20 protein-coding genes and 1 tRNA gene are annotated in these 20,866 nt (G+C 64.3%); 11 read left to right on the top strand and 10 right to left on the bottom strand.

Annotated features, from left to right (window positions below):
* Window positions 1-25: 25 nt before the first annotated feature.
* Window positions 26-484: an outer membrane protein assembly factor BamE gene (locus RBB42_RS10585; protein WP_305970301.1), complete on the bottom strand. Its 459-nt coding sequence runs from the start codon at window positions 482-484 to the stop codon at window positions 26-28.
* A gap of 89 nt (window positions 485-573) precedes the next feature.
* On the opposite strand from RBB42_RS10585, the gene RBB42_RS10590 reads away from it, so the two are divergent.
* From RBB42_RS10590 to RBB42_RS10630, 9 genes are all read left to right on the top strand, one after another.
* Window positions 574-1,152 (top strand): YceD family protein, encoded by a 579-nt coding sequence (locus RBB42_RS10590; protein WP_305970302.1) that lies wholly within the window; start codon window positions 574-576, stop codon window positions 1,150-1,152.
* A gap of 155 nt (window positions 1,153-1,307) precedes the next feature.
* A complete protein-coding gene (gene rpmF / locus RBB42_RS10595) occupies window positions 1,308-1,514 on the top strand; it encodes a 50S ribosomal protein L32 (RefSeq protein WP_043139238.1) in 207 nt (68 codons plus the stop codon).
* A gap of 24 nt (window positions 1,515-1,538) precedes the next feature.
* Window positions 1,539-2,639: a phosphate acyltransferase PlsX gene (gene plsX / locus RBB42_RS10600; protein ID WP_305970303.1), complete on the top strand. Its 1,101-nt coding sequence runs from the start codon at window positions 1,539-1,541 to the stop codon at window positions 2,637-2,639.
* Entirely contained in the window at window positions 2,636-3,607 is a 972-nt protein-coding gene (locus RBB42_RS10605) for a beta-ketoacyl-ACP synthase III (RefSeq protein WP_305970304.1), read from the top strand. Before plsX ends, RBB42_RS10605 begins: the two co-directional genes overlap by 4 nt.
* Window positions 3,608-3,737: 130 nt before the next feature.
* Window positions 3,738-4,040, top strand: a complete 303-nt coding sequence (ihfA, locus tag RBB42_RS10610) for an integration host factor subunit alpha (RefSeq protein ID WP_219514535.1) — start codon at window positions 3,738-3,740, stop codon at window positions 4,038-4,040.
* Window positions 4,041-4,050: 10 nt separating this feature from the next.
* A complete protein-coding gene (locus RBB42_RS10615) occupies window positions 4,051-5,211 on the top strand; it encodes a MerR family transcriptional regulator (protein ID WP_305970305.1) in 1,161 nt (386 codons plus the stop codon).
* Between the two features lie 66 nt (window positions 5,212-5,277).
* Window positions 5,278-5,354 (top strand) — tRNA-Pro (locus tag RBB42_RS10620).
* Window positions 5,355-5,590: 236 nt separating this feature from the next.
* Window positions 5,591-7,048: a PA14 domain-containing protein gene (locus RBB42_RS10625; RefSeq protein ID WP_305970306.1), complete on the top strand. Its 1,458-nt coding sequence runs from the start codon at window positions 5,591-5,593 to the stop codon at window positions 7,046-7,048.
* 72 nt (window positions 7,049-7,120) lie between these two features.
* Window positions 7,121-8,197 carry a 2'-deoxycytidine 5'-triphosphate deaminase gene (locus tag RBB42_RS10630; RefSeq protein WP_305970307.1) on the top strand — a complete coding sequence of 359 codons (1,077 nt, stop codon included), beginning with the start codon at window positions 7,121-7,123 and terminating at the stop codon, window positions 8,195-8,197.
* A gap of 224 nt (window positions 8,198-8,421) precedes the next feature.
* Here the strand turns inward: RBB42_RS10630 and scpB are convergent, their stop codons facing one another.
* The 7 genes from scpB to RBB42_RS10665 all read right to left on the bottom strand — a co-directional run bounded on the left by scpB (window position 8,422) and on the right by RBB42_RS10665 (window position 16,911).
* Window positions 8,422-9,105, bottom strand: coding sequence for an SMC-Scp complex subunit ScpB (scpB, locus tag RBB42_RS10635; RefSeq protein ID WP_305970308.1), 684 nt, complete (start codon window positions 9,103-9,105; stop codon window positions 8,422-8,424).
* Window positions 9,098-9,895, bottom strand: coding sequence for a segregation and condensation protein A (locus RBB42_RS10640; RefSeq protein ID WP_305970309.1), 798 nt, complete (start codon window positions 9,893-9,895; stop codon window positions 9,098-9,100). The genes scpB and RBB42_RS10640 overlap by 8 nt, the downstream gene beginning before the upstream one ends.
* The gene (locus RBB42_RS10645) at window positions 9,892-10,902 is read right to left on the bottom strand and encodes a glycoside hydrolase family 3 N-terminal domain-containing protein (protein WP_305970310.1); all 1,011 of its coding nucleotides are present in this window, start codon (window positions 10,900-10,902) and stop codon (window positions 9,892-9,894) included. Before RBB42_RS10645 ends, RBB42_RS10640 begins: the two co-directional genes overlap by 4 nt.
* On the bottom strand, window positions 10,899-11,891 hold the full coding sequence (locus tag RBB42_RS10650) for an SPOR domain-containing protein (RefSeq protein ID WP_305970311.1): 993 nt from the start codon (window positions 11,889-11,891) through the stop codon (window positions 10,899-10,901). The genes RBB42_RS10645 and RBB42_RS10650 overlap by 4 nt, the downstream gene beginning before the upstream one ends.
* 80 nt (window positions 11,892-11,971) lie before the next feature.
* The gene (gene argS / locus RBB42_RS10655; protein WP_305970312.1) at window positions 11,972-13,714 is read right to left on the bottom strand and encodes an arginine--tRNA ligase; all 1,743 of its coding nucleotides are present in this window, start codon (window positions 13,712-13,714) and stop codon (window positions 11,972-11,974) included.
* A gap of 48 nt (window positions 13,715-13,762) precedes the next feature.
* Window positions 13,763-15,601: a cation:proton antiporter gene (locus tag RBB42_RS10660; RefSeq protein ID WP_305970313.1), complete on the bottom strand. Its 1,839-nt coding sequence runs from the start codon at window positions 15,599-15,601 to the stop codon at window positions 13,763-13,765.
* A gap of 104 nt (window positions 15,602-15,705) precedes the next feature.
* The gene (locus tag RBB42_RS10665) at window positions 15,706-16,911 is read right to left on the bottom strand and encodes a deoxyguanosinetriphosphate triphosphohydrolase (protein WP_305970331.1); all 1,206 of its coding nucleotides are present in this window, start codon (window positions 16,909-16,911) and stop codon (window positions 15,706-15,708) included.
* A gap of 352 nt (window positions 16,912-17,263) precedes the next feature.
* Here RBB42_RS10665 and RBB42_RS10670 point away from each other — a divergent pair, with 352 nt between their 5' ends.
* Complete coding sequence (locus RBB42_RS10670) at window positions 17,264-18,391, top strand: trypsin-like serine peptidase (RefSeq protein WP_305970314.1); 1,128 nt, start codon at window positions 17,264-17,266, stop codon at window positions 18,389-18,391.
* Window positions 18,392-18,509: 118 nt separating this feature from the next.
* Window positions 18,510-18,833 carry a HesB/IscA family protein gene (locus tag RBB42_RS10675; protein ID WP_305970315.1) on the top strand — a complete coding sequence of 108 codons (324 nt, stop codon included), beginning with the start codon at window positions 18,510-18,512 and terminating at the stop codon, window positions 18,831-18,833.
* A gap of 74 nt (window positions 18,834-18,907) precedes the next feature.
* On the opposite strand, the gene RBB42_RS10680 is transcribed toward RBB42_RS10675, so the two are convergent.
* Window positions 18,908-19,801, bottom strand: coding sequence for a DMT family transporter (locus RBB42_RS10680; protein ID WP_305970316.1), 894 nt, complete (start codon window positions 19,799-19,801; stop codon window positions 18,908-18,910).
* Entirely contained in the window at window positions 19,798-20,856 is a 1,059-nt protein-coding gene (locus RBB42_RS10685; protein ID WP_305970317.1) for a DUF6902 family protein, read from the bottom strand. The genes RBB42_RS10680 and RBB42_RS10685 overlap by 4 nt, the downstream gene beginning before the upstream one ends.
* Between the last annotated feature and the right edge of the window lie 10 nt (window positions 20,857-20,866).

Raw genomic sequence — 20,866 nt, forward strand, 5'->3', positions numbered from 1 at the left:
TTCACGGCGCCGCTCGACCGGACGTTCACCCGCCGAGCAGGTTGCTGGCCGAGATGCCGCCGATGTTGCCGAAGAGCTTGCGGATAAAGCTGATGTCGCCATCGGTGGTCTGGGTCACCCGACGGTTGATCGCCACGACGCGGCCATCCTCCAGCCCATAGGTCGTGATGTTGGTGACGACATCGGCCTCGTCGAAGGTGATGGCGACGATGGTGCGTTCGACGACCTTGGGCTTCTGGTAGGCGAAATGGCGAACTTCGCTCTCGATGTAGTAGAAGCCCGATCCGTTCAGGACCCCCGTGGCGTTGGGCACACCGATCAGGTCCTCGACAGAGGCCTTGGTGTCGACGCCGGGCACGATCTGTTGCAGATCCGCCTCGGAGGGCAGATACCCGTGGGTGCGGTACTGCGCGGCACAGGCCGACAGCCCGACGATCATCAGCATGGCAATCACAGCCTTGAGCTTGCCTGCAAATACGTTCATCTCACGCCCCTCTTGTCACGGGCCTTTTCGCCACCTATCCCGCTTACAGAAGGAACGCCCGCCATTCAAGCGCAGGAAAACCCGACACAATGACCACCGACAAACCCGATGGATCCCCGACACCGGCGCGGCTGCGCGTCTCCGGCCTGCGGCAAACGGGCCCGACCCCGTTCCGGCTGGAGCCGGGGCCAGAGGCACGCGCCACCCACGCCGCCGAACTCGGCGCGCAAAGCCTGAGAAAACTGCGGTTCACCGGCCAGCTGACCCCGCTCGGCAAATACGGGTGGCGATTGGAAGGAGACCTGGGCGCGACGGCCGTCCAGTCCTGCATCGTCACGCTGGACCCGGTGACGACGCGGATCGACACACAGGTCGTGCGCGAATTCTTGCCACCCGAGCGCATTGCCCAACCCGAGGCCGGGACAGAGACGGAGATGCCCGAAGACGACAGCGTCGAGGAACTCGGGGACGAAATCGACCTCGAGGCGGTGATGCTGGAGGCACTCTCGCTGGCTTTGCCGACCTATCCGCGCAAGGACGGCGTGGAACTGGGCGAGGCACAGTTTGCCGCCGAAGGTGTGACCCCGATGACCGACGAGGACAGCAAACCGTTCGCAGGACTGGCAGACCTGCGCGAAAAAATGCAGAAGAAGGGCGAGGACGACTGAGAATCCGCTTGCCAAATCCTCGGCACTGCGTATTTTCGCGCGCTCATGAGAACGTCTGGCGCATGTCGCCGCGGGCACCTTCCGGGGGCAGCGCGGCATGGCCCATCCGAAACTTCCGGGAGGCCCTGCCCCCGACGACAAAACGAGGTTGAGACATGGCTGTCCAACAGAACAAGGTTTCCAAGTCGCGCCGCAACAACCGCCGCGCTCACGATGCACTGACCGCAGCGAACCCGAACGAGTGCGACAACTGCGGCGAGCTGAAGCGTCCGCACCATGTCTGCCCGTCCTGCGGCCACTATGCAGAACGCGAAATCGTCGCGATGACCGACGACATCGACCTGGACGAAGACGCGGCCTGATAGCCCAACCGGGACATTGCCTGCATGACCTCGCTGAAGGACAACAAGGACGCAGGCCCGTCCCGAATTGTGATATCGGTCGACGCTATGGGCGGCGACAGTGGGCCGGCGACGGTGGTCGCCGGCATCTACAAATCCGCCCGCAAGAATCCCCAGATTCATTTCATCCTGCACGGTCCGGCCGATGAGCTGGAGAAGCTGGTCGCGCGTCGCCGCGGCCTGTCAGACCGTTGTGAGATCCGCGATGCCCAAGGCGTCGTCAGCATGGAGGACAAGCCCAGCCAGGTTATGCGTCACGGCAAGGGCACCTCGATGTGGTCTGCACTGGACTCCGTCCGCGAAGGCGAGGCGACCGTGGCGGTCAGCTGCGGCAACACCGGCGCGCTCATGGCGCTGTCGATGATCCGTCTGCGCAAGCTGCCGGGCGTCAACCGCCCCGCCATCGCGATTCTCTGGCCGTCGCGCAATCCCCAGGGCTTCAACGTCATGCTGGATGTCGGTGCGGACATTCGCGCCGACGCCGAAGACTTGCTGCAATACGCATTGATGGGCGCGGCCTATGCCCGCAACGGTCTTTCGCTGACACGCCCGCGCATCGGCCTGCTGAACGTCGGAACCGAGGAACACAAGGGCCGGGCCGAGCTGAAAGAGGCGCATGATCGCATCGCCGCACATGAGACCGAAGGCAACTACACATTCGTGGGCTTCGTCGAGGGCGGCGACATCCCCGGCGATTCCTGTGACGTGATCGTCACCGACGGCTTTACCGGCAACGTTGCGCTCAAGACCGGCGAAGGCACGGCCAAGCTGATTGGCGACCTCCTGCGTGAGGCCTTTGCATATTCGCCCCTGTCCCGCATCGCCTCACTGCTGGCGCTGACCTCTCTCAAACGCCTGCAGAAACGGATCGACCCGCGACGCGTAAACGGCGGCGTCTTCCTGGGGCTCAACGGGACCGTGGTGAAATCGCATGGCTCCGCGGATGCGACCGGGGTTTCGGCCGCCGTGAAACTGGCCTTCGAACTTGCGCGCGCCGGCTTTGCCGACCGTCTGGCGGCACGGGTTGCCTCTGCCGCCGAGGCGGCGCAGGATGGCGCCTCAGAAGAGGACCGCAATATATCATGACCACACGCGCCGTCGTCACCGGCGTCGGGCATTACCTGCCCGACCGAGTCGTCGAAAATGCCGAATTCGAAGCAACGCTGGATACATCGGACGCTTGGATCCGGTCCCGCTCGGGCATCGAGAGACGGCATTTCGCGGCCGAAGGACAGACCACATCCGATCTGGCCACCCGCGCCGCGCGCGCCGCGTTGCAGGATGCGGGGCTGGAACCGGACGACGTCGACGCGATCATCGTCGCCACTTCGACCGCGGATCTGACTTTCCCTTCGGCAGCGACGATGGTTCAGGCCGAACTCAAGATGATGCACGGTTTCGCGTTCGACGTTCAGGCCGTCTGTGCCGGGTTCATCTATGCCCTGACCACGGCGAACTCTATGATCATCTCGGGTCAGGCCAAGCGTGTCCTCGTCATCGGGGCCGAGACGTTCTCGCGCATCATGGACTGGACCGACCGGTCGACCTGCGTCCTGTTCGGCGATGGCGCCGGTGCTCTGATCCTCGAAGCACAGGAAGGCAACGGCACAGGGGCGGATCGCGGCATCCTTGCAACCGACCTCAACAGCGACGGCCGTTACCGTGACATCCTTTATGTCGACGGCGGCGTCAGCACGCAGTCCACGGGTTTCCTCCGGATGCAGGGCAAGGAGGTCTTCCGCCACGCCGTCGAAAAGCTGGCCTCGACAGCCATGACGGCGCTCTCCAAGGCGGGGCTGAGCGCGGATCAGATCGACTGGGTCGTGCCGCACCAGGCCAACATCCGCATCATTGCCGGAACCGCCAAGAAACTGGGCCTGTCGATGGACCGGGTCGTTGTAACCGTCCAGGATCACGGGAACACCTCGGCAGCCTCGATTCCCCTTGCCTTGTCCGTCGGAAAGGCACGCGGCCAGATCAAGTCCGGCGATCTCATCGTCACCGAGGCAATTGGAGGCGGACTGGCCTGGGGGTCGGTGGTCCTGCGCTGGTAACAGGCGCGCATGCTTGCGTCTGTTGCATAACCGTCTTTCAGCTATGGATAAATTGCTCACCGCAAGTCGTTGATATTGACTTGTGATTTTTGACGTCGATAATCCCGTTAAAACACCGGGAGGGACCAAAATGGGTGACAAGACCCTGACGCGCATGGATCTGAGCGAAGCGGTATTTCGCGAGGTAGGCCTGTCGCGCAACGAAAGTGCCGAACTGGTCGAGGCGGTGCTGCAACATATGTCCGATGCGCTTGTCGAAGGCGAACAGGTCAAGATCTCGTCCTTCGGGACGTTTTCGGTGCGCGAAAAGGCGGCCCGGGTCGGGCGTAATCCCAAGACTGGCGAAGAGGTTCCAATTCAGCCGCGCCGAGTCCTGACTTTCCGCCCGTCGCACCTGATGAAAGACCGCGTCGCCGCGGGCAACAAGCACTGAGGCACTTTTCATGCCCAAGTCCCGCGATGCCTTCCGCACCATCTCGGAAGTTGCGGAATGGCTGGATACGCCAGCCCATGTCCTGCGTTTCTGGGAAAGCAAGTTCACCCAGGTGAAGCCGGTCAAGCGCGCTGGCGGGCGCCGATACTATCGGCCCGCCGACATGGAATTGCTGGGCGGAATCAAACGGTTGCTGCACGATGATGGAATGACCATCAAGGGCGTTCAGAAGGTGCTGCGCGAACAGGGCGTGCGCCATGTCGCCGCCCTTGCATCGCAACCGGTCGACGAGGACACCACAAAGGATGACGGCGCATTGATCGAGGATGCGCCCTATGCCGAGGTCCCGCTGCAAGAGGAGGCGGATTCCGTCGTCGCCTTCCCGGGTGAACACCTGCAACAACAGGCCAATGGGATGCCAGCGGCCGACGAGGATCCGGAAAGCACCCCGGAAAACGATTCTGGACGTGATCCGGACGACGCACAGGACACCGCGCCGGAAGCAGGACCAGAGGCACCGGATGACCCTGCCTCGAAAGAGCCCGACAAGATAGAGGCGGCAACGCCCGAACTGGCCGATGCCGCACTTGCCGCAGACGACTTGGACGACAAAACCGAATCCCTTCCGGATACCGCCGTGGAGACCGGAGAATCGCCCACTGCACCCATCGACGCCGAGCATGCACCGGCCGAAGAGGCGGCAATTGCCGGTGATGAGACCGAAGACGCGGAACCGGTGCCCCAAAACGGCGAAAATACGCCTGACAGCGTGACAGCGTCGGGTACTGCACCGACCCCGAAGCTCTGGGGTGACAGCGACGCTCCGGAACTGCCGTTTGACCTGGCTCCGCCGGCACGCAAGCCTTCGCTGCCCGATAATCTGCTCGAAGCCCTGCACTCCGACACCGCGGAGGTTCTTGAGCCCCCCGACCCGGAGGAAGCGCCAGACATTCCGGCGGAAACCGCACCAGTCTCGGCCGGGCTCGACCTGCCGGATTTCGCGGCTGGTCCCGAAGTGGATCCCGTACCCTCGACCCCTACCCCGGCCATCGGACCCTTGGGACAACTGGCACGAATCCGTTCGCTGACCCCCGATCAGAGGGCGGCCCTTTCGGCGCAGCTCCCCGCGCTGAAGGCGCGTCACGACCGGCTTTCGACACCTCTGTCCTGAAGCGCAAAAATTCGTCATTCGGGGGGTTGCTCTTGCCGAAAAATAGCGTAAGACACCCCGACAAGTCGGGCTATGGCGCAGCCTGGTAGCGCGTCCGTCTGGGGGACGGAAGGTCGCAGGTTCGAGTCCTGCTAGCCCGACCAAATCAAACCACCCCACAAAATTCTTATGACGACAAGTAGTTGTTCCCCCTATGGGGGTAACGCTGTGTGTTGGTCATATGGCAAACATTGACCAGCGTGAAACTGCCTGGCGAAAGCTGGCAAACACGTCACCGCTGCGACGTGAATTGATCGTAACAGACACCTTCTATTGTGTACGCCGCCGCCCCGTGCCCCAAGGGGCAATCAGTCTCGGACCAGCGACAGGGACGGCAAGGATGCCCCAATCGGTTTCGCAGTACATCTTTGGCAATTCACTGGTGAACTACACCGACACCGGCGCAGTCCATGCCAATGTGCCGATCTGGATGGATCTTTTCGCGGATACTGCGGGGCTCGCCTATGCCGTCTCGGGCAGTTACGGATTTCTGCGGAATTTCGCGGATTGGCCAGAACCTTATGATCAGTGGGGATTTCCCGGGGTCGCGGGGGCATGGGGATCTGACCAGATCGCTTTTGCCGATGCCGTCTTCGACATGATCCTGATCACACCGGCGAATTTCATACAGGACCTTTCCCCGGATACGGACTATGGCGGCGACACCCGTTCCCCCTTCGACGCGGTGATCGACCTGGTCGACGGGATGCTTGCAGATCATCCCGCAGCACAGTTGCTGATCTACGAAGGCTGGGCCGACATGGGCCCTTATGCCCCGGAGTTCCCGATTTCGACCGACGCGCTGACTCAATATCACGCCTACAACATGGGCGCCTATCACGACTGGTTTCTCGATCTCGTGGATATGGTGAACAGCGCACGGCCCACCGCCGATCTGGCGCTCTTGCCCGTGGGCTCGATCCTGTCGGACCTCATGACAGGCGTTCTGTCATCTGTGCCCGCAACGGCCTTTTATGTCGACAACGCGCCGCACGGGACGGACACCACCTATTTCCTTGCGGCGATGATCACTTTCCAGGCCAGCTATGGACAATTGCCGCTTTTGCCCGCGACGCTGCCTGTTGCTGTTCACCCCGATGTCCTTGCCAATTTCGACGCGATCAACGCGCAGATCGAATTGGCACTGGAAAATGCAGGTTTTGACGTGTTGGCCCCGGCCCCGGACTCCCCCGGGTACTATGACGCCGAGTACTTTGTTCTGGCCGAGGGTATAACCGACCTGGACGAGGTGGACTTCAACACACCCGATGCCGTGGCCACACGGATCATGATCGATTTCCTTGACGAAACCGGCCCGATCTGGCCAGTGGGACCAGAAGATCACATGGCCGCACGCTATACACGCACCGTGGAAAGCCCCGATGGCGGGATTTATGGCCTGCGCCTGACGGCCGATGACACCGCCCGCGTCTACGTCGATGGCACACTGGTGCTGGACAGCGCCGACGCCGAACGCAACGATCCCATCATTGCCGAGGTCAACCTGACCCCAGGCACGCACTTGGTCGAGATTCGCTATATGGACATCGCGCAAGAGGCCTCGCTCGAGGTCGCATGGGACTATCGCCGCCCCTTGCCAGAGGTCACGGATCCCCTGCCTCCGCAAGAGCCGATCCCGACGGACCGAGACAGCCTGGAACCCGGGTTGATCGATCCCGAACTGGTCCCACCGCCCGACAGCGGCACGCCGTACCTCTTTGCGCAAAGCTTTGACCCGCCTGACCCGGAGCCGGAACCGCTGGCGGCCGACGCCTTCGTCTTTGATCTGGCATATTGAGAGGCCACGCGGCAATTTGCTCTCCACCTTCGTCAACCCGCTTGATAAGACGACCGAAACGAGGGGGAAGCGATGACCGGTGTCCTGGCAAGCCAGCAGATCGAAAAGTTGATCGCAAGCGGTGCGATCCGAGCGGAGGCCCCCTTTGTTGACGGCCAGGTGCAACCCGCCAGTCTTGACTTGCGGCTGGGCAACGTCGCCTACAGGGTGCGTGCGTCTTTCCTGGCAGGCGAAGGGCGCAGCGTCGCCGCCCGCATCGACGAATTCGAGATGCACAGGATCGATCTTGGCCAAGGCGCGGTGCTCGAAAAAGGCTGTGTCTACCTCGTCCCCCTGATGGAAAGCGTGACCCTTCCGGACGATGTCCAGGCGATCGCCAATGCCAAGAGTTCGACCGGGCGGCTGGACCTTCTGACCCGCGTCATCACGGACGGCGGCATCGAATTCGACCGTATCGCCACCGGCTACGACGGCCCGCTTTTCGCCGAAATCTGCCCGCGCTCCTTTTCCGTCCTCGTGCGGCCCGGAATGCGCCTGAACCAGATCCGGTTCCGCCGGGGACGGTCGGTCCTGACGGATGCGGAACTGCAGACCTTGCACGTCGAACAAACACTTGTCGGTGGCGGGCCGGCGGTGATCTCCGAAGGTCTCGGCTTTTCGGTGGACCTGCAACCGGGGGAAAGCGGGCTGGTTGGCTATCGCGCGCGGCCTCATACCGGGGTGATCGACCTCGACCGGATCGGTGCCTATGACCCGATGGAATTCTGGGACGAATTGCGCAGCGACAGCGAACAACTGATCCTGGATCCCGGGGCCTTTTACATCCTCGTCAGCCGCGAAGCCGTCCACATTCCGCCCGGCTATGCCGCTGAAATGGCGCCCTACCTGGCGATGGTGGGCGAATTCCGCGTCCATTACGCGGGGTTCTTCGATCCGGGGTTTGGCCATGCGGCCGCCGGTGGTGCGGGTGCGCGCGGTGTCCTCGAGGTGCGCTGTCACGAGGCGCCCTTCGTTCTTGAACATGGGCAGATCGTCGGACGGCTCGTCTATGAGCGCATGTCACAGGTGCCGGGGCAGCTATACGGTGCGGGCATCGCCTCGAACTACCAGGGCCAGGGGTTGAAACTCAGCAAGCATTTCCGGGCGTGACGCGCACCGTCTGGAACCGGCGGACCTGGCGCGTGGCGCATTTCACCTGATTGCCCCTGAAGGCCGCCCGCTTCGGCGCGATCGTTCCCCGCGTCATTGCCCTTGGTCACCAGAATGGGCAGCACCTTGCGAAAGCACAATCTTGACCGGCTGATGCGCGGTCATGTCCTGGACCTGTCGGATTTCAGTCAACGCTAGCTTGGGATTGCGCCGATTTGCAGGCGTCAGTCCTCGAACAACTCGCTCTGGCCCTCCTCCATGCCTTCCTCTGCATCAACGTCGCCTTCGCCAGCCTGAGGGGCACCCAAGGGCGAGGGACGGCTTTCCAGCAGGCCGGCGGCGCGCAGATCGGCCAGACCCGGCAGGTCGCGGGCGGACTCCAGCCCGAAATGATCCAGGAACTCCTGCGTCACGACGAATGTCACCGGTCGCCCCGGCGTCATCCGACGACGACCGAACCGGATCCACTCCATCTCCAGCAGTTGGTCAACGGTGCCCCGGCTGACGGATACGCCACGGATCTCTTCGATCTCGGCACGGGTCACCGGCTGGTGATAGGCGATGATGGCCAGCGTCTCGATCGCGGCGCGGCTCAGCTTGCGGGTTTCAACCGTCTCGCGCTGCATCAAGAACCCCAGATCCGGCGCGGTGCGGATTGCCCAGGCATCGCCGACGCGAACCACGCGCACCCCCCGTCCCTCGTACCGCTTGCGCAGGTGAACCAGCGCCTCTGCGGCATCGCAACCATGCGGCATACGTTCATTCAACTCCCTGACGGTGACGGGTTCCGTGCTGGCAAAAAGGATCGCCTCGACCATGCGTTCCTGTTCGCCCATGACCGGGGCCTCGAACAGGCTTTCGCGCGGGGCGCCCTCTTCTCCGGGCGTGATCTCGGGCGTGTCACTCATCACGCGACTCCTTGCGGCGCAGCAGAATGGGCTCGAACGTCCCGGACTGTTTCAACTCTGCCTTGCCCTCTTTGACAAGCTCAAGCGACGCGGCAAAAGTCGCCGCCGTGGCCGAACGCCAACGCACCGGATCCTCTCCCCAGCCGTCGGGGAGGTAGCTCTGGATGTCGGTCCATTGCCCTGCAAAGCCGATCATCCCGCGCATGCGGTCCAGCGCCTGTTCCATCGTGAAAACCTTGTCCCGGTCCATGACGAAAGGACGAAACTCGTCGCGGGTCCGGATCCGGGCATAGCCCTGCATCAGGTCCAGAAGCGTGGCCGTGTACTTCACCTGCCGCACCTGTTCCATCTTTTCCGGCAGGCCCCGGGCAAAGAAATCCCGCCCAAGCTGATCCCGCGCCATCAGCCGCGCAGCGGCATCCCGCATCGCCTGCAGGCGCTCCAACTGGAACGCAAGGTGCGCGGCCAGGTCTTCGCCCGAGGGGCCTTCTTCGGTCGGGTCAGGCGGAAGCAGAAGACGCGATTTCAGGAAGGCCAGCCAGGCTGCCATGACCAGGTAATCCGCCGCCAGTTCGATCCTGAGCGCTTTGGCTTTTTCGACGAAGGACAGGTACTGCTGGGCCAGCTGAAGGATAGAGATCCTCCGCAGATCCACCTTTTGCGACCGCGCCATGTTCAACAGCAGGTCAAGTGGCCCCTCGAACCCGTCGACATCGACAACCAAAGCCTCGGCCGCAAGGCGTTCCGAGACGGACAGCTGGACAAGATCGGGAGTGTCGGGATCGCTCATGCGGGATCGGGGCGCAGGTCCTGGACAAAGAAGGCGTCAGCCTCGGCGCACAGCCCGTCGATGTCAACCGGCTGGGGCGCCGTGCGCGCGGCCAGAGCCCGCTCTGCGCGCCTTTGCGCCAACCTATCCATGCTGCCGACGGCCGCACACAAGTCACGCATCTCTGACAAGTCGCCGTTGCAGTGCAGGATCACGTCACAACCGGCCGCGCGCGCGGCACGCCCCCTTTCAGCGACGCTGCCCGAAAGGGCTTGCATCGAGATGTCATCGGTCATCAACAAGCCGTCAAAGCCGATTTCCTCCCGGATCAGCCGGATCATGACAGGTGACTGCGTGGCCGGGCTCTTGTCGATATCCTCAAAGACAAGATGCGCGGTCATGCCCATCGGTAGGTCGGCAAAGGCCGAGAATGTGGCAAAGTCCTCGTCCGACAGGACGGGTTTCGGCGTGGACACGCGCGGCAGATCCAGATGACTGTCCAACGTGCCGCGCCCGTGTCCGGGCATGTGTTTCATCACGGGCAGCACACCACCCTGCCGGCATCCCGCCACCAAGGCGCGCCCGTTGCGGATCACGCTGTCACGGTCAGTGCCATAGCAGCGATTGCGCAAGACGGCATGAGTGTCGGGACGGGCTATATCCAGCGTCGGAACACAGTTCCCGTCAATCCCCAGAGCCCGAAGTTCATGCGCGATCAAACGCCCCCGGACGAAGAACCGGCGCTCGGCATTCTCGGCGCCGGCATCCTCCAGCGGCGGTGCCCATGTCCGCGCCAGTGGCGGGCGCAGGCGCTGAACGCGGCCTCCTTCCTGATCGATGAAAACCGGGGCGTCGTGTCCTGCGGCGGCGCGCAATCCATCGCACAATGCCCGGATCTGGTCGGCGTTCTGAAGGTTCCGGTCAAAAAGGATAAAGCCGATGGGGCGCATCTCGGAAAAGAGAGCAATCTCTTCATCCGAGAGAACCGGACCGGCGCAGCCCAGGATGACCGCGCCGAAGCAGCTCATCTGGTGACCACCGGGATGCAATCCACTTTCTGCGCGACGAAGGCGGCGCAGAAACGGCGGGCATCCGAGAGGTCCTCGAACCCATGCGCGCGCAACCGGTAGAATGTACGCCCGCCGGACGAGGCTTTCTGGATCACGCGATCCTTGCCGGCAAGATAATCGCCAAAGCGACCATCCAGCCGCTCCCATTCGCTGCGCGCGGTTTCCGGGCTGTCAAAGGCACCGATCTGCACGAGGCGCGTGCCAGCCGACAGCGTGGCCGGGTCAATCTCGTTCACGGGTTTGGAGGTGTCCCATTCGACGGCAGCGCCGGGGGCCGCGGCCACCCGAACCGTCGCCGACAGCCCCGCGGGCCGCAGTCGCGGACGCAGGGACCGGGCAAGCCCCGGACCGGTATACCGCTCGGGCTTGGCCTGATCCGGCAAAGCCGTCGCCAGAGCCGTCACAACCTCGGCCTCCGTGCCCTCGGGCAGCGGGCTGAGCGGCTTGGACTTGGCGGCGATCTCGTCCGCAAGGGCGGCAAAGGGCCCGGTATCCTTGGGGTCCGCGCTTTCAGGGATCGGTGCCCCCTCGGGCTGCAGTGCGATCACCTCGGCGTTGCGCGCCATTGCCGGTTTGGGATCGATGGGCTTGTCCGGCGTCAGCACGCCAAGGGCCACGTCATCGGCCTGCAGGCCGGCCGGACGCGGCGCAAGGGTCAGGCGATCCGCGGGGTCGGCGGCGGCGCCGCTGCCCGCAACGGCGTTGACCGCCAGCCCCTGGTGATCGGCCAGCAGACCGCCCGGATCCTTGGGGGCTTCGCGCATCGGGCCCGACATGGCTTGAACGATGGGGACACCGGAAACATCCCGCGCCACCACACGATATCCCCAGACCGCGATCCCGGCGATCAGCGCAAGCGACACAGCCGCCCCGGCCCAATTCGCGACCGAGGCCATTTTTACCGTAGCCGGGGCCGCCGGGGCCCCATCATATGTGAAATCCGCCATCTCTGCCTCTTGTCCCCGGGCGGTGCATCGCCGCCCGAATGCCTTGACTGCTCGAACAGCCCCGGCAGAGGCGCGTTTTGTCAGCGCATTTCTTCTACCGGGGTCACGCCCAAGATACCAAGACCGGCGGAAATCACAACCGCGGTCGCCCGTGCCAGCGCGATTTTCGACTGTGTTGCAGCCGGGTCATCCTGCAGGAAACGCAACTCGGGCGCGTCGTTGCCCCGGTTCCAGAGCCCGTGCAAGTCGGCGGCCAGTTCGCCCAGGTACGTCGCGATCCGGTGCGGTTCCTGCGTCCGGGCGGCGATTTCCACCAGGCGCGGCCATTCAGCCAGCTTGGTCGCCAGTGACAGTTCCGATGCATGGGTCATGCCCGACAGGTCGGCCCCGGCCAGTGCCGCATCGCTGACGTCAACGCCATCCTCTGTCGCCTTGCGCAGGACCGAACAGATCCGCGCATGGGCATACTGGACATAAAACACCGGGTTTTCCTTGGACTGTTCGACCACCTTGTCGAAATCGAAATCCAGCGCCTGGTCGCTCTTGCGGGTCAGCATGTGGAACCGCGCCACGTCCGGACCCACCATTTCCACGAGGTCACGCAGGGTGATGAAGGTCCCTGCCCGCTTGGACATCTTGAAGGGCTCGCCGTTCTTGAACAGCTTGACCAGCTGGATCAGCTTGATCTCCAGCGGCACCTTGCCGTCGGACAGGGCCGAAACGGCGGCCTTCATCCGCTTGACGTAGCCACCGTGATCGGCGCCGAAGATGTCGATCAACAGGTCGAAACCCCGGCTCACCTTGTCATAGTGATAGGCGATGTCGGGCGCGAAATAGGTCCAGCTGCCGTCGGATTTCATGATCGGCCGGTCCACGTCGTCGCCGTGGTCGGTGGACTTGAACAGGGTCTGCTCGCGCGGCTCCCAGTCCTCGGGTTTCTTGCCCTTGGGCGGTTCCAGCACGCCGCGATAGATCAGCCCCTTGTCCTTCAGGCTGTCGATGGCCGCCTCGATCTTGCCCGTACCGTAGAGCGACTTCTCGGAAAAGAAGTGGTCCATCTGCACGCCCAGCATGCCCAGATCGGCCTGGATCACCTGCATCATCGCGTCGGTGGCGAACTCGCGCACCTCGGCCAGCCAGACCTCTTCGGGCTGGTCGATATAGGCCTCGCCCACCTTGGATTTAAGCGCCTCGCCTACCTCGACGAGGTAATCGCCCGGATAGGTGCCATCGGGGAATTCGACCTCGTGGCCATGCGCCTCGAGGTAGCGCAGGTAGACGGACCGCGCGAGAACGTCGACCTGTGCGCCGCCGTCGTTGATGTAGTATTCGCGGGTCACGTCATAACCGGCATAGGCCAGCAGAGAGGCCAGCGCGTCGCCCACGATGGCACCCCGCGCGTGGCCCACATGCATCGGTCCCGTGGGGTTGGCCGAGACATATTCGACGTTCACCTTCTTGCCCTGTCCGAAATCGGACCGGCCATAGGCGGTGCCTTCCTTCAGGATGCGGCCCGGCAGCGCCTGCCAGACAGAGGGGGCCAGCCGCAGGTTCAGGAACCCCGGCCCGGCCACCTCGGCGCTGGCGATCCGGTCGTCGATGCGCAGTTTCGCGGCCAGTGCCTCGGCGATGTCGCGCGGCTTGGCATTGGCGGGTTTGGCCAGCACCATGGCGGCATTTGTCGCCATGTCGCCGTGCAGCGGATCGCGCGGCGGCTCGGTGGTCACGGGATCGGTGTTCAGCCCGTCGGGCAGCGTACCTTCGGACTGGCAGGCGGCGATGGCATCCAGCACGAGGCTGCGAATATCGGAAAACAGGTTCATGTAAGCGGCTCCAATGTTGGCCGGTCTCTATCACTTTGGAGGGTGGCGTCAAACGTCCTCGGCGGCGGCCTCGGGCGCCTGCCGTTCCGCACGTTTCGGCAGTCGGGCAAGAAGGCGCGTGCCCGGTGCGCCGCGCAGTTCATCCTCGGGTCCCAGGAGGCGCAGCGTACCCCCCGGCCCAAGCTCGGCCATGGGTACTGCTTCGGGTTGGGCCGCGCGCCAGTCCGCTGCGGTGAACTCCTCGGTCAGCTTGGTGACGCGGAACTCGCACCCGCCCGCAATGGCGGCATTGGCCTCGAAATAGGTTTCGTTGGCGCCGAATGCCTGCCCACCCAGCGTGGCCGGCAGGGAATGCCGGCTGGAGGTTTCGCGCACGCGCTTGACCTGAAAGACATTCTCGCGGCCGAATTCCGGCGCCAGGTCGGTCGCCACCAGCGTGTTATAGGCGTCGTTGTCGCTGGCGCAGATGAGTTTTTCATAGGCCACCAGGTCGACCCGATCTTCTGCCGCCTCCGAGAGGATGTCTCCGTAGAAGGTGTCCAAACCTGCCTCACGCGCGCTGCGAAGATGGGCGTTGTTGGGATCGGCGATGATCACGGGCAGATCCATCTTCTTCAAAGCCGCGCCCAGTTCAACGGCCCATTTCGATCCGCCCATGATCAGCACACCCGGCAGGCGCGATGCAGTCAGCCCCAGCAGGCGCGCCATCGGGGCCAGGGTGAAGCCGTGCAGGACGACCGTTGCCGCCACCAGCGCAAAGGCCAACGGCGCGATCCGTTCTGCATCCGGCAGGCCAAGCTGCGCCAGCCGCTCCCCGAAAAGCCCGGCCACAGCCACCAACACCACACCGCGCGGCCCGGTGAACGCGACAAGCAGGCGTTCTCGCAAGGGCACATTGGTAAAGGCCAGCGCCGCGAGCACGGGCAAGGGACGCGCCAGCAGGATCACCGCCAGAACGAAGGCTCCGGCCCGCCAGTCGAGCACCGCCAGCCGATCAAAGCTCATCCCCGCCGCCAGCAGGATGAAGACCCCGGAGACCAGCAAAACGGTGGCATGTTCCTTGAAGCGGTAGATCTCCGCGAAACTGGGCAATTTCGCGTTGGCAATCCAGAGGCCCATGATCGTCACGGCCAGCAGGCCGGATTCATGCAGGACATGATCGGCCAGTGCAAAGACCGCAAGCAGCACGACGAACAGAACCGGCACCTTCATGTACTCGGGCACCAAGGCTTGGCGAAACGCGCGCACCACGCTCCAGCCAGCGGCCAGGCCCAGCACCGTGGCGATGGCAACGCCCATGCCGATCTCGATCATCGCATGGCCTGCGCTGGTCGCAGTGCGCAGCACCATGACGACCTCGAAGGCAAGCACCGCGGCCAGCGCTCCGACGGGATCGTTGACGATGGCCTCCCACTGCATCAGCGCGGCGGGGCGGCGCTGCAACCGCGCCTGGCGCAACAGCGGCGCGATCACGGTCGGCCCCGTGACGATCATGATACCGCCAAAGACGGCCGAGGACTCCCAGCTGAGGCCGGCGACGAAATGCAGGGCCGCGGCAGATGCGATCCAGCCCAGCGGCGCGCCGATCAGCACCAGCCGCCGCACCCCCTTGGCCGCGTCCGACAGGCGGTGCAGGTCAAGCGTCAGACCGCCTTCGAACAGGATGATGGCCACCGCCACCGCGATCATCGGTTGCAACATGTCGCCGAACTGTGCCGCCGGATCCAATACACCGGTCACCGGACCGATGATCAGCCCCGCGACCAGCATCAGGACGATGGCGGGCAGGCGCAGCCGCCAGGCCAGCCACTGGCTGCCGACCCCAAGCGCCCCAACCAGCCCGAAGGCCAGGACGGGATCCAACCCGCCCGTTTCCGCAACTGCCATGAAACGCTCCCTGCCCTGCTGCCCGGCCCGATGCCCCGCGTCAAACTAGCAGGCGCCCGCGCCGCCGCAACCGCGCAGCATGCCGGCCCCGAGGAGGCGTGGCGTCAGCTGACCTCGTCGCCGGGCCACATGCCCTCGAGAACGTCGCGCCCGGTCAGCCGCGCGTGCTGTTGCAGCGCGAACCGGTCGGTCATCCCGGCAATGTAATCCGCCACCAGCCGTGCCAGCGCCGCTTCGCCCTCGGCCGCGGCGACGTCGCCCTGCCAACGCTGAGGCAGCAGCGTCGGATCTCCCATGTAGATCGGGAACAACTCGTTGACCGCCAGCGTGACCCGGGCGCGCTGTTCCATGACTTTGGGCGCGCGGTACATGTTGGCGAACAGAAAGGCGCGGATCTGCTTGAGGTCGGTCCACATTGCGTCTGAAAAGGCGATCACGGGACGGCCAAGGTCCCGCACCTCCTGCGCGGATTGCGCGCCCGACCCGATCAGCTTGGCACGCGAGGTGTCGATCAGGTCCGACACCATCGCCCCGAAGACCCGCCGCAGCGCCTCGTGCCGGCGCCGGTAGGAATCCGTGCCGGGGTACTTGCGGTCGACCTCGGCGTAGGCCTCGCCCACGATGGGCAGCGCGGTGATCTCTTCTTCCGTGAACAGCCCGGCGCGCAGACCGTCGTGCAGGTCATGGTTGTTGTAGGCCACGTCGTCGGACAGTGCGGCCACCTGCGCCTCGGCGCTGGCATGGGTGTGCAGCTCCAGGTCATCCTGCGCATTGTATTCCGCCAGCGCATGCGGGATCTCGCCGACCAGCGTTCCATCCGGACCAAGCGGCGCCACGGGGCCGTTGTGCTTGGCGATGCCTTCCAGCGTGTCCCAGGTCAGGTTCAGCCCGTCGAACTCGGCATAATGACGTTCCAGACGGGTGACGATGCGCAGGGTCTGCGCGTTGTGATCAAAGCCGCCATAGGGTGCCATGAGCGCATGGAGCGCATCTTCGCCAGTGTGGCCAAAAGGCGTGTGTCCCAGGTCATGCGCCAGCGCCACTGCCTCTGTCAGGTCGGTGTTCAGGTCCAGCGCATTGGCGATGGTTCGTGCCACCTGCGCCACCTCGATCGAATGGGTCAGCCGGGTGCGATAGAAATCGCCCTCGTGTTCGACGAAAACCTGCGTCTTGTGTTTCAGCCGGCGGAAGGCAGAGCAGTGAATGATCCGGTCGCGGTCGCGCTGGAAACAGGACCGGTGAGCGCTTTCTTCTTCCGGGAAGTGGCGTCCCCGCGCACTGTCATGTGTCGAGGCAAAGCTGGCGCGCATGTGAAACAGTCCCAAGTTGCTTGTCCCGCGGCTCTCTTATCCGGCTGCTCTTGCAATAACAACGACTTGCGACATACCGCCCGGTCGGGCCCCGGCGCGGCCGCCAAATTCGGCGCCCAATCGCCGGTATACACCAGATGTAGAGAACCGATTTTATCCCCACGTCCGGCATCGCAGCAACGGATTCGCGGACCTTGATGCCACGAACGCCGGAAATGGCCGATTGAGCCTTTTCAGGCACTTGGAGAATTCCGCGCCCTCCCAAACGTCCGGGGTTCCTTACTTTGCCGGGTTCCGGCGAGAAGCTAGACTGGGGCCAAGATTTTTTAGCGTTCAACCCTTGGAGAAAGCCATGTTCAGCCCCCTGCGCAGCGTCGCGTTTTGCTGCATCACCCTCGCCCTGCCGGCGCCCGCGCTGGCCGATCTTGTCCTCGACAAGGACAGTGACCCCAAGAAGCGGATAAACGAAACCCTTGTCCTTGATCCGACGGCCAAGCCGGACAAGGACGATGGCACGATCACGATCAAGTCCAAGAACCCCACCGCGATCAATCCGGGCGCACCGCCCGCCAAGGCCCCCAATCCCTCGACGCGCCCGCCGCGCCCGAACCCGCCGGGCGGCCCGATTGTCACCCAGCCCATCAAGAATCCAGGCGCCACGCCGCCGCCCGGACCCAGCCCGGTAGAGCCGCAACAGGCACGCAGCCCGCTGCCCACCCCGGTGCCGCCCGCAGGCAGTCCGCCACCGCGCAACGCCGGTGCCCCGATCGATCCGACGCCCTCGGTCGATGTAACACCGGTCGAGGAAATGCCCTATATCTCCTTCGCGGCGCCGGCCTACAGCGACGGCTACGAGGTCTCGGTCATCAACAGCATGCGCGGCGCAGGCCGCATCCGCGTGACCACGGACTATGGCCCGGTCTATTGCTCTGGCTTCGTCTTTGGCCCCTCGGTGGTGGCGACCTCCTATGCCTGCGTGCCGGGCATCCTTGAAGATCCACGCGTCAGCGCCAGCAAGATCGAGGAAATCCGCATCGTGTTCGACCACGTCTTTCCCGACCAGCGCCTGTGGACCGCGCAGGGATATGTCCTGACCCTGGACAGCGAGCTGTCCAGCCGGGAAACCGGGCTGGCGATCCTGCACATCGCCGATCCCGACACGAAGTTCTCTGCCGACCGCATCCAGCGCGTGGGCCAGGCCACGCCCGATCCGCGCGCACCGCTCTACATGCTCAGCTTTCCGCGGGGCGGATCCATGCAGATGCAGCATTGCAGCGCGCTGCCGACGGATCCGGCCTACCTGCCCGCCAAGTCCTACGAGCACAACTGCCTGAGCGATTACGGCGACCTCGGCGCGCCGATCTACGATGCCGCGACCGGCGCGGTCGTCGGGTTGCACCTGAGCCACGAACTGTCGACCGGCCGCCGCTTTGCGCAGCACACGATCGACCTCGCGAACTGGATCGGCGACCAGCAATAAGCGTCAAAAACACGTAAACTGCCCACTGCGCCGCCCCTTCCCGAACCGGGAGGGGGCGGCTTGCTTGAAGGGGCCAATGTGATGCATATATTGAGGCCGAACAGGTTGAGAGGACACAATGCAACTGCCGCCGAAAGTGACCGACCGTGCCTTTGCCCGCCTCGCCGAGATCGGCGCGGGCGCGGATGGCAAGGCCCTGCGCGTGGCCGTCGAGGGTGGCGGCTGTTCGGGGTTTCAATACGACATCAAGCTGGACGACCCCGCCGATGACGACATGATCATCGCCGAGGGCGAGGAGCGCGTGATTGTCGATCCCGTGTCCCTGCCCTTCCTGTCCGGTGCGGTCATCGACTTCACGGACGAACTGATCGGCGCGCGGTTCACCATCGAAAACCCCAATGCGACCAGTTCCTGCGGCTGCGGCACATCGTTTTCAATGTAGTCCGGGCCGGTCGGGAAGAATTGGAAAAGGGCGCCACGTATGGGCGCTCTTTCTGTTTCAAGCTGACTGCCGGATCATTCGGCCGGGATGACACGGGGCCGCGACAGGTGTTCCTCGAAGACCAGCCAGAAGCCAGATCCGACCACCAGCATCACGCCCGCCCAGGTGCCCAGCGTCGGAACCTCGCCAAAGACCAGGAAGCCGATCACGACCATCCATACGAACTGCAGGTTCATCAGGGGCGTGGCGACATAGGCCGGCAGCAGGCGCAGCGCCTCGGCGACAACATAGCGGGCTGCGAAGAGGGCGGCGGCATAGGCGCCGACCCAGCCAAGGTCGGTCAGGCTCATTGGTTTCCAGACGAAAGGCAGCGCCAGCGCCATCACCACCATGAGTGCGGCATTGGGCCAGAAGACCTGTGCCAGAGGCGCACGCTCGACCTTGGCGATGGCCCGCGCGGCCAGCATCGAGCCACAGCCGGACACGGCGGCCAGCAAGGCCCAGGCATGACCGGCCTGAGCACCGGACAAACCGCCCGGCATCAGGAAGAGGATGCCGCCGACACCAAGTCCCAGAGCCGCCCAGGCCGCGGGACGCGGCGTCTCGCCCAGAACCGGGCCGGACAGGGCAGCCGCGATCAGCGGGATCAGACCGATGAACAGGAACACATCCGCGAAGGGAAGCAGGCGAAAGGCCTGAAAGAAGGCCAGCGAAGCGATCACCGTCAGCACGGCGCGGATCGCCATCGCCTTTTTCGAGCGGACCCGCAGGCCGGGTCCATTTGTGTCGGCCCGTGCCCCCGCCAGGGAGAACAGCAGAACCAGTGCCGAGGACAGGACGAAGAGCTGCGGCGCCGCATATCCGCCCGCGATGAACTTGGTGATCCCGTCCGCGGCGGCCATCATGCCGGTGTAGACGAGGATGAGCGCCGCGCCCAGCGTCGCCCCGGAAAGCGCCACCCGGGTCATGCGCGGCCTGCCCGGGCAAAGCCTTCGAAATAGGCGTCGAACAGATCGCTGGACTGCGAGGCAACGCTGAGCAGATCGCGCGCCTCGGGGGACAGAGACGGTTCCATCCGTGGCCGCATCCTGTCCCAGTCACCCGACCGGTGGTCCAGCCCGTAGATCGCCTGGCTCAGCTCGCGCAGGACGGTCTGGGCTCGGGCGCCGCGTTCGAACCGCAGCCGCTCATCGCAGACCGGCTTGCGGAACAGGGGCGCGCCGGTGACGGCCTGGTGCCAGTTGCACACGAGGTATTCGTGATAGTCGTCGTTGATCGAGGCATGAGCATCCGCGACGACACCGTAAGCTCCGGTTTCCTGTTGCAGCCAGGCCGTCCAGACGGCGGGCGGCATCTGTCCCGCATGGCGCAGGGCAATGCAGATTTCCGCCAGCAGGTCGGCGTTCTGGTCCAGGAAAGCGGTCAGCCCGGCGAAATGCAGGCTCTGGATGGCCTCCGGGGGCAGGTCCGGATCGCGGCGGCCATACTCGGACAGGTAGTAGACGATGTGCGTCAATTCATAGGCGGCCTTCTTGTTCGGCAGCGCAAAGGTCTTTGTGCGCAAGCAGAAGGCACGCAGCCGATCGTTCAGGCCGGGATCGCGGATCGGATCGACGCCGCGACGGGTCATCAAGCGCCGCGCCTCGGCACGCTGCAAGTCCGAAAGTTCGGCCTCTGCCAGCCCTTCGCGGGCCGCGAAATCCACCATTTTCTGCGCCTCGTACCCCGGCATCCCGAGGTCCTCGAGATCCAGCGCCAGCGAGAGAATGAAACGGTAGTACTGCGGAAAGAACTCCAGCCGTTGCACCGCCTGGGCGTAGAACCCCGCATGGCGGGCCAGCGCCTCTGGAGCGACGGCCTGACCTGTGCATTCAAGGATGTTCAGAAGCTCCGCGTTCTCCTTCAGCCAGAAAACGTCGTCGCCGTGGCGGCGATGATCGGCGAAGGCTCCCAGAAGCGCGGTGATCCGCGCTTCCAGGGGGGCTATCCGGGTCGGGACGGTCAGTTGGACGACATTGTTCATCGCTTGGCTC

Origin of the sequence: Mameliella sp. MMSF_3455, from assembly GCF_030733205.1 — a bacterium.
Taxonomy (GTDB): Bacteria; Pseudomonadota; Alphaproteobacteria; order Rhodobacterales; family Rhodobacteraceae; genus Antarctobacter.

Coding starts and splice junctions, on each gene's coding strand:
- RBB42_RS10660 (WP_305970313.1), bottom strand. CDS start 15,601: ATGGCAGTTGCGGAAACGGGCGGGTTGGATCCCGTCCTGGCCTTCGGG.
- RBB42_RS10675 (WP_305970315.1), top strand. CDS start 18,510: ATGCAACTGCCGCCGAAAGTGACCGACCGTGCCTTTGCCCGCCTCGCC.
- RBB42_RS10615 (WP_305970305.1), top strand. CDS start 4,051: ATGCCCAAGTCCCGCGATGCCTTCCGCACCATCTCGGAAGTTGCGGAA.
- RBB42_RS10605 (WP_305970304.1), top strand. CDS start 2,636: ATGACCACACGCGCCGTCGTCACCGGCGTCGGGCATTACCTGCCCGAC.
- RBB42_RS10590 (WP_305970302.1), top strand. CDS start 574: ATGACCACCGACAAACCCGATGGATCCCCGACACCGGCGCGGCTGCGC.
- RBB42_RS10630 (WP_305970307.1), top strand. CDS start 7,121: ATGACCGGTGTCCTGGCAAGCCAGCAGATCGAAAAGTTGATCGCAAGC.
- RBB42_RS10650 (WP_305970311.1), bottom strand. CDS start 11,891: ATGGCGGATTTCACATATGATGGGGCCCCGGCGGCCCCGGCTACGGTA.
- argS (WP_305970312.1), bottom strand. CDS start 13,714: ATGAACCTGTTTTCCGATATTCGCAGCCTCGTGCTGGATGCCATCGCC.
- RBB42_RS10645 (WP_305970310.1), bottom strand. CDS start 10,902: ATGAGCTGCTTCGGCGCGGTCATCCTGGGCTGCGCCGGTCCGGTTCTC.
- RBB42_RS10670 (WP_305970314.1), top strand. CDS start 17,264: ATGTTCAGCCCCCTGCGCAGCGTCGCGTTTTGCTGCATCACCCTCGCC.
- rpmF (WP_043139238.1), top strand. CDS start 1,308: ATGGCTGTCCAACAGAACAAGGTTTCCAAGTCGCGCCGCAACAACCGC.
- RBB42_RS10680 (WP_305970316.1), bottom strand. CDS start 19,801: ATGACCCGGGTGGCGCTTTCCGGGGCGACGCTGGGCGCGGCGCTCATC.
- ihfA (WP_219514535.1), top strand. CDS start 3,738: ATGGGTGACAAGACCCTGACGCGCATGGATCTGAGCGAAGCGGTATTT.
- RBB42_RS10640 (WP_305970309.1), bottom strand. CDS start 9,895: ATGAGCGATCCCGACACTCCCGATCTTGTCCAGCTGTCCGTCTCGGAA.
- RBB42_RS10625 (WP_305970306.1), top strand. CDS start 5,591: ATGCCCCAATCGGTTTCGCAGTACATCTTTGGCAATTCACTGGTGAAC.
- plsX (WP_305970303.1), top strand. CDS start 1,539: ATGACCTCGCTGAAGGACAACAAGGACGCAGGCCCGTCCCGAATTGTG.
- RBB42_RS10585 (WP_305970301.1), bottom strand. CDS start 484: ATGAACGTATTTGCAGGCAAGCTCAAGGCTGTGATTGCCATGCTGATG.
- RBB42_RS10665 (WP_305970331.1), bottom strand. CDS start 16,911: ATGCGCGCCAGCTTTGCCTCGACACATGACAGTGCGCGGGGACGCCAC.
- scpB (WP_305970308.1), bottom strand. CDS start 9,105: ATGAGTGACACGCCCGAGATCACGCCCGGAGAAGAGGGCGCCCCGCGC.
- RBB42_RS10685 (WP_305970317.1), bottom strand. CDS start 20,856: ATGAACAATGTCGTCCAACTGACCGTCCCGACCCGGATAGCCCCCCTG.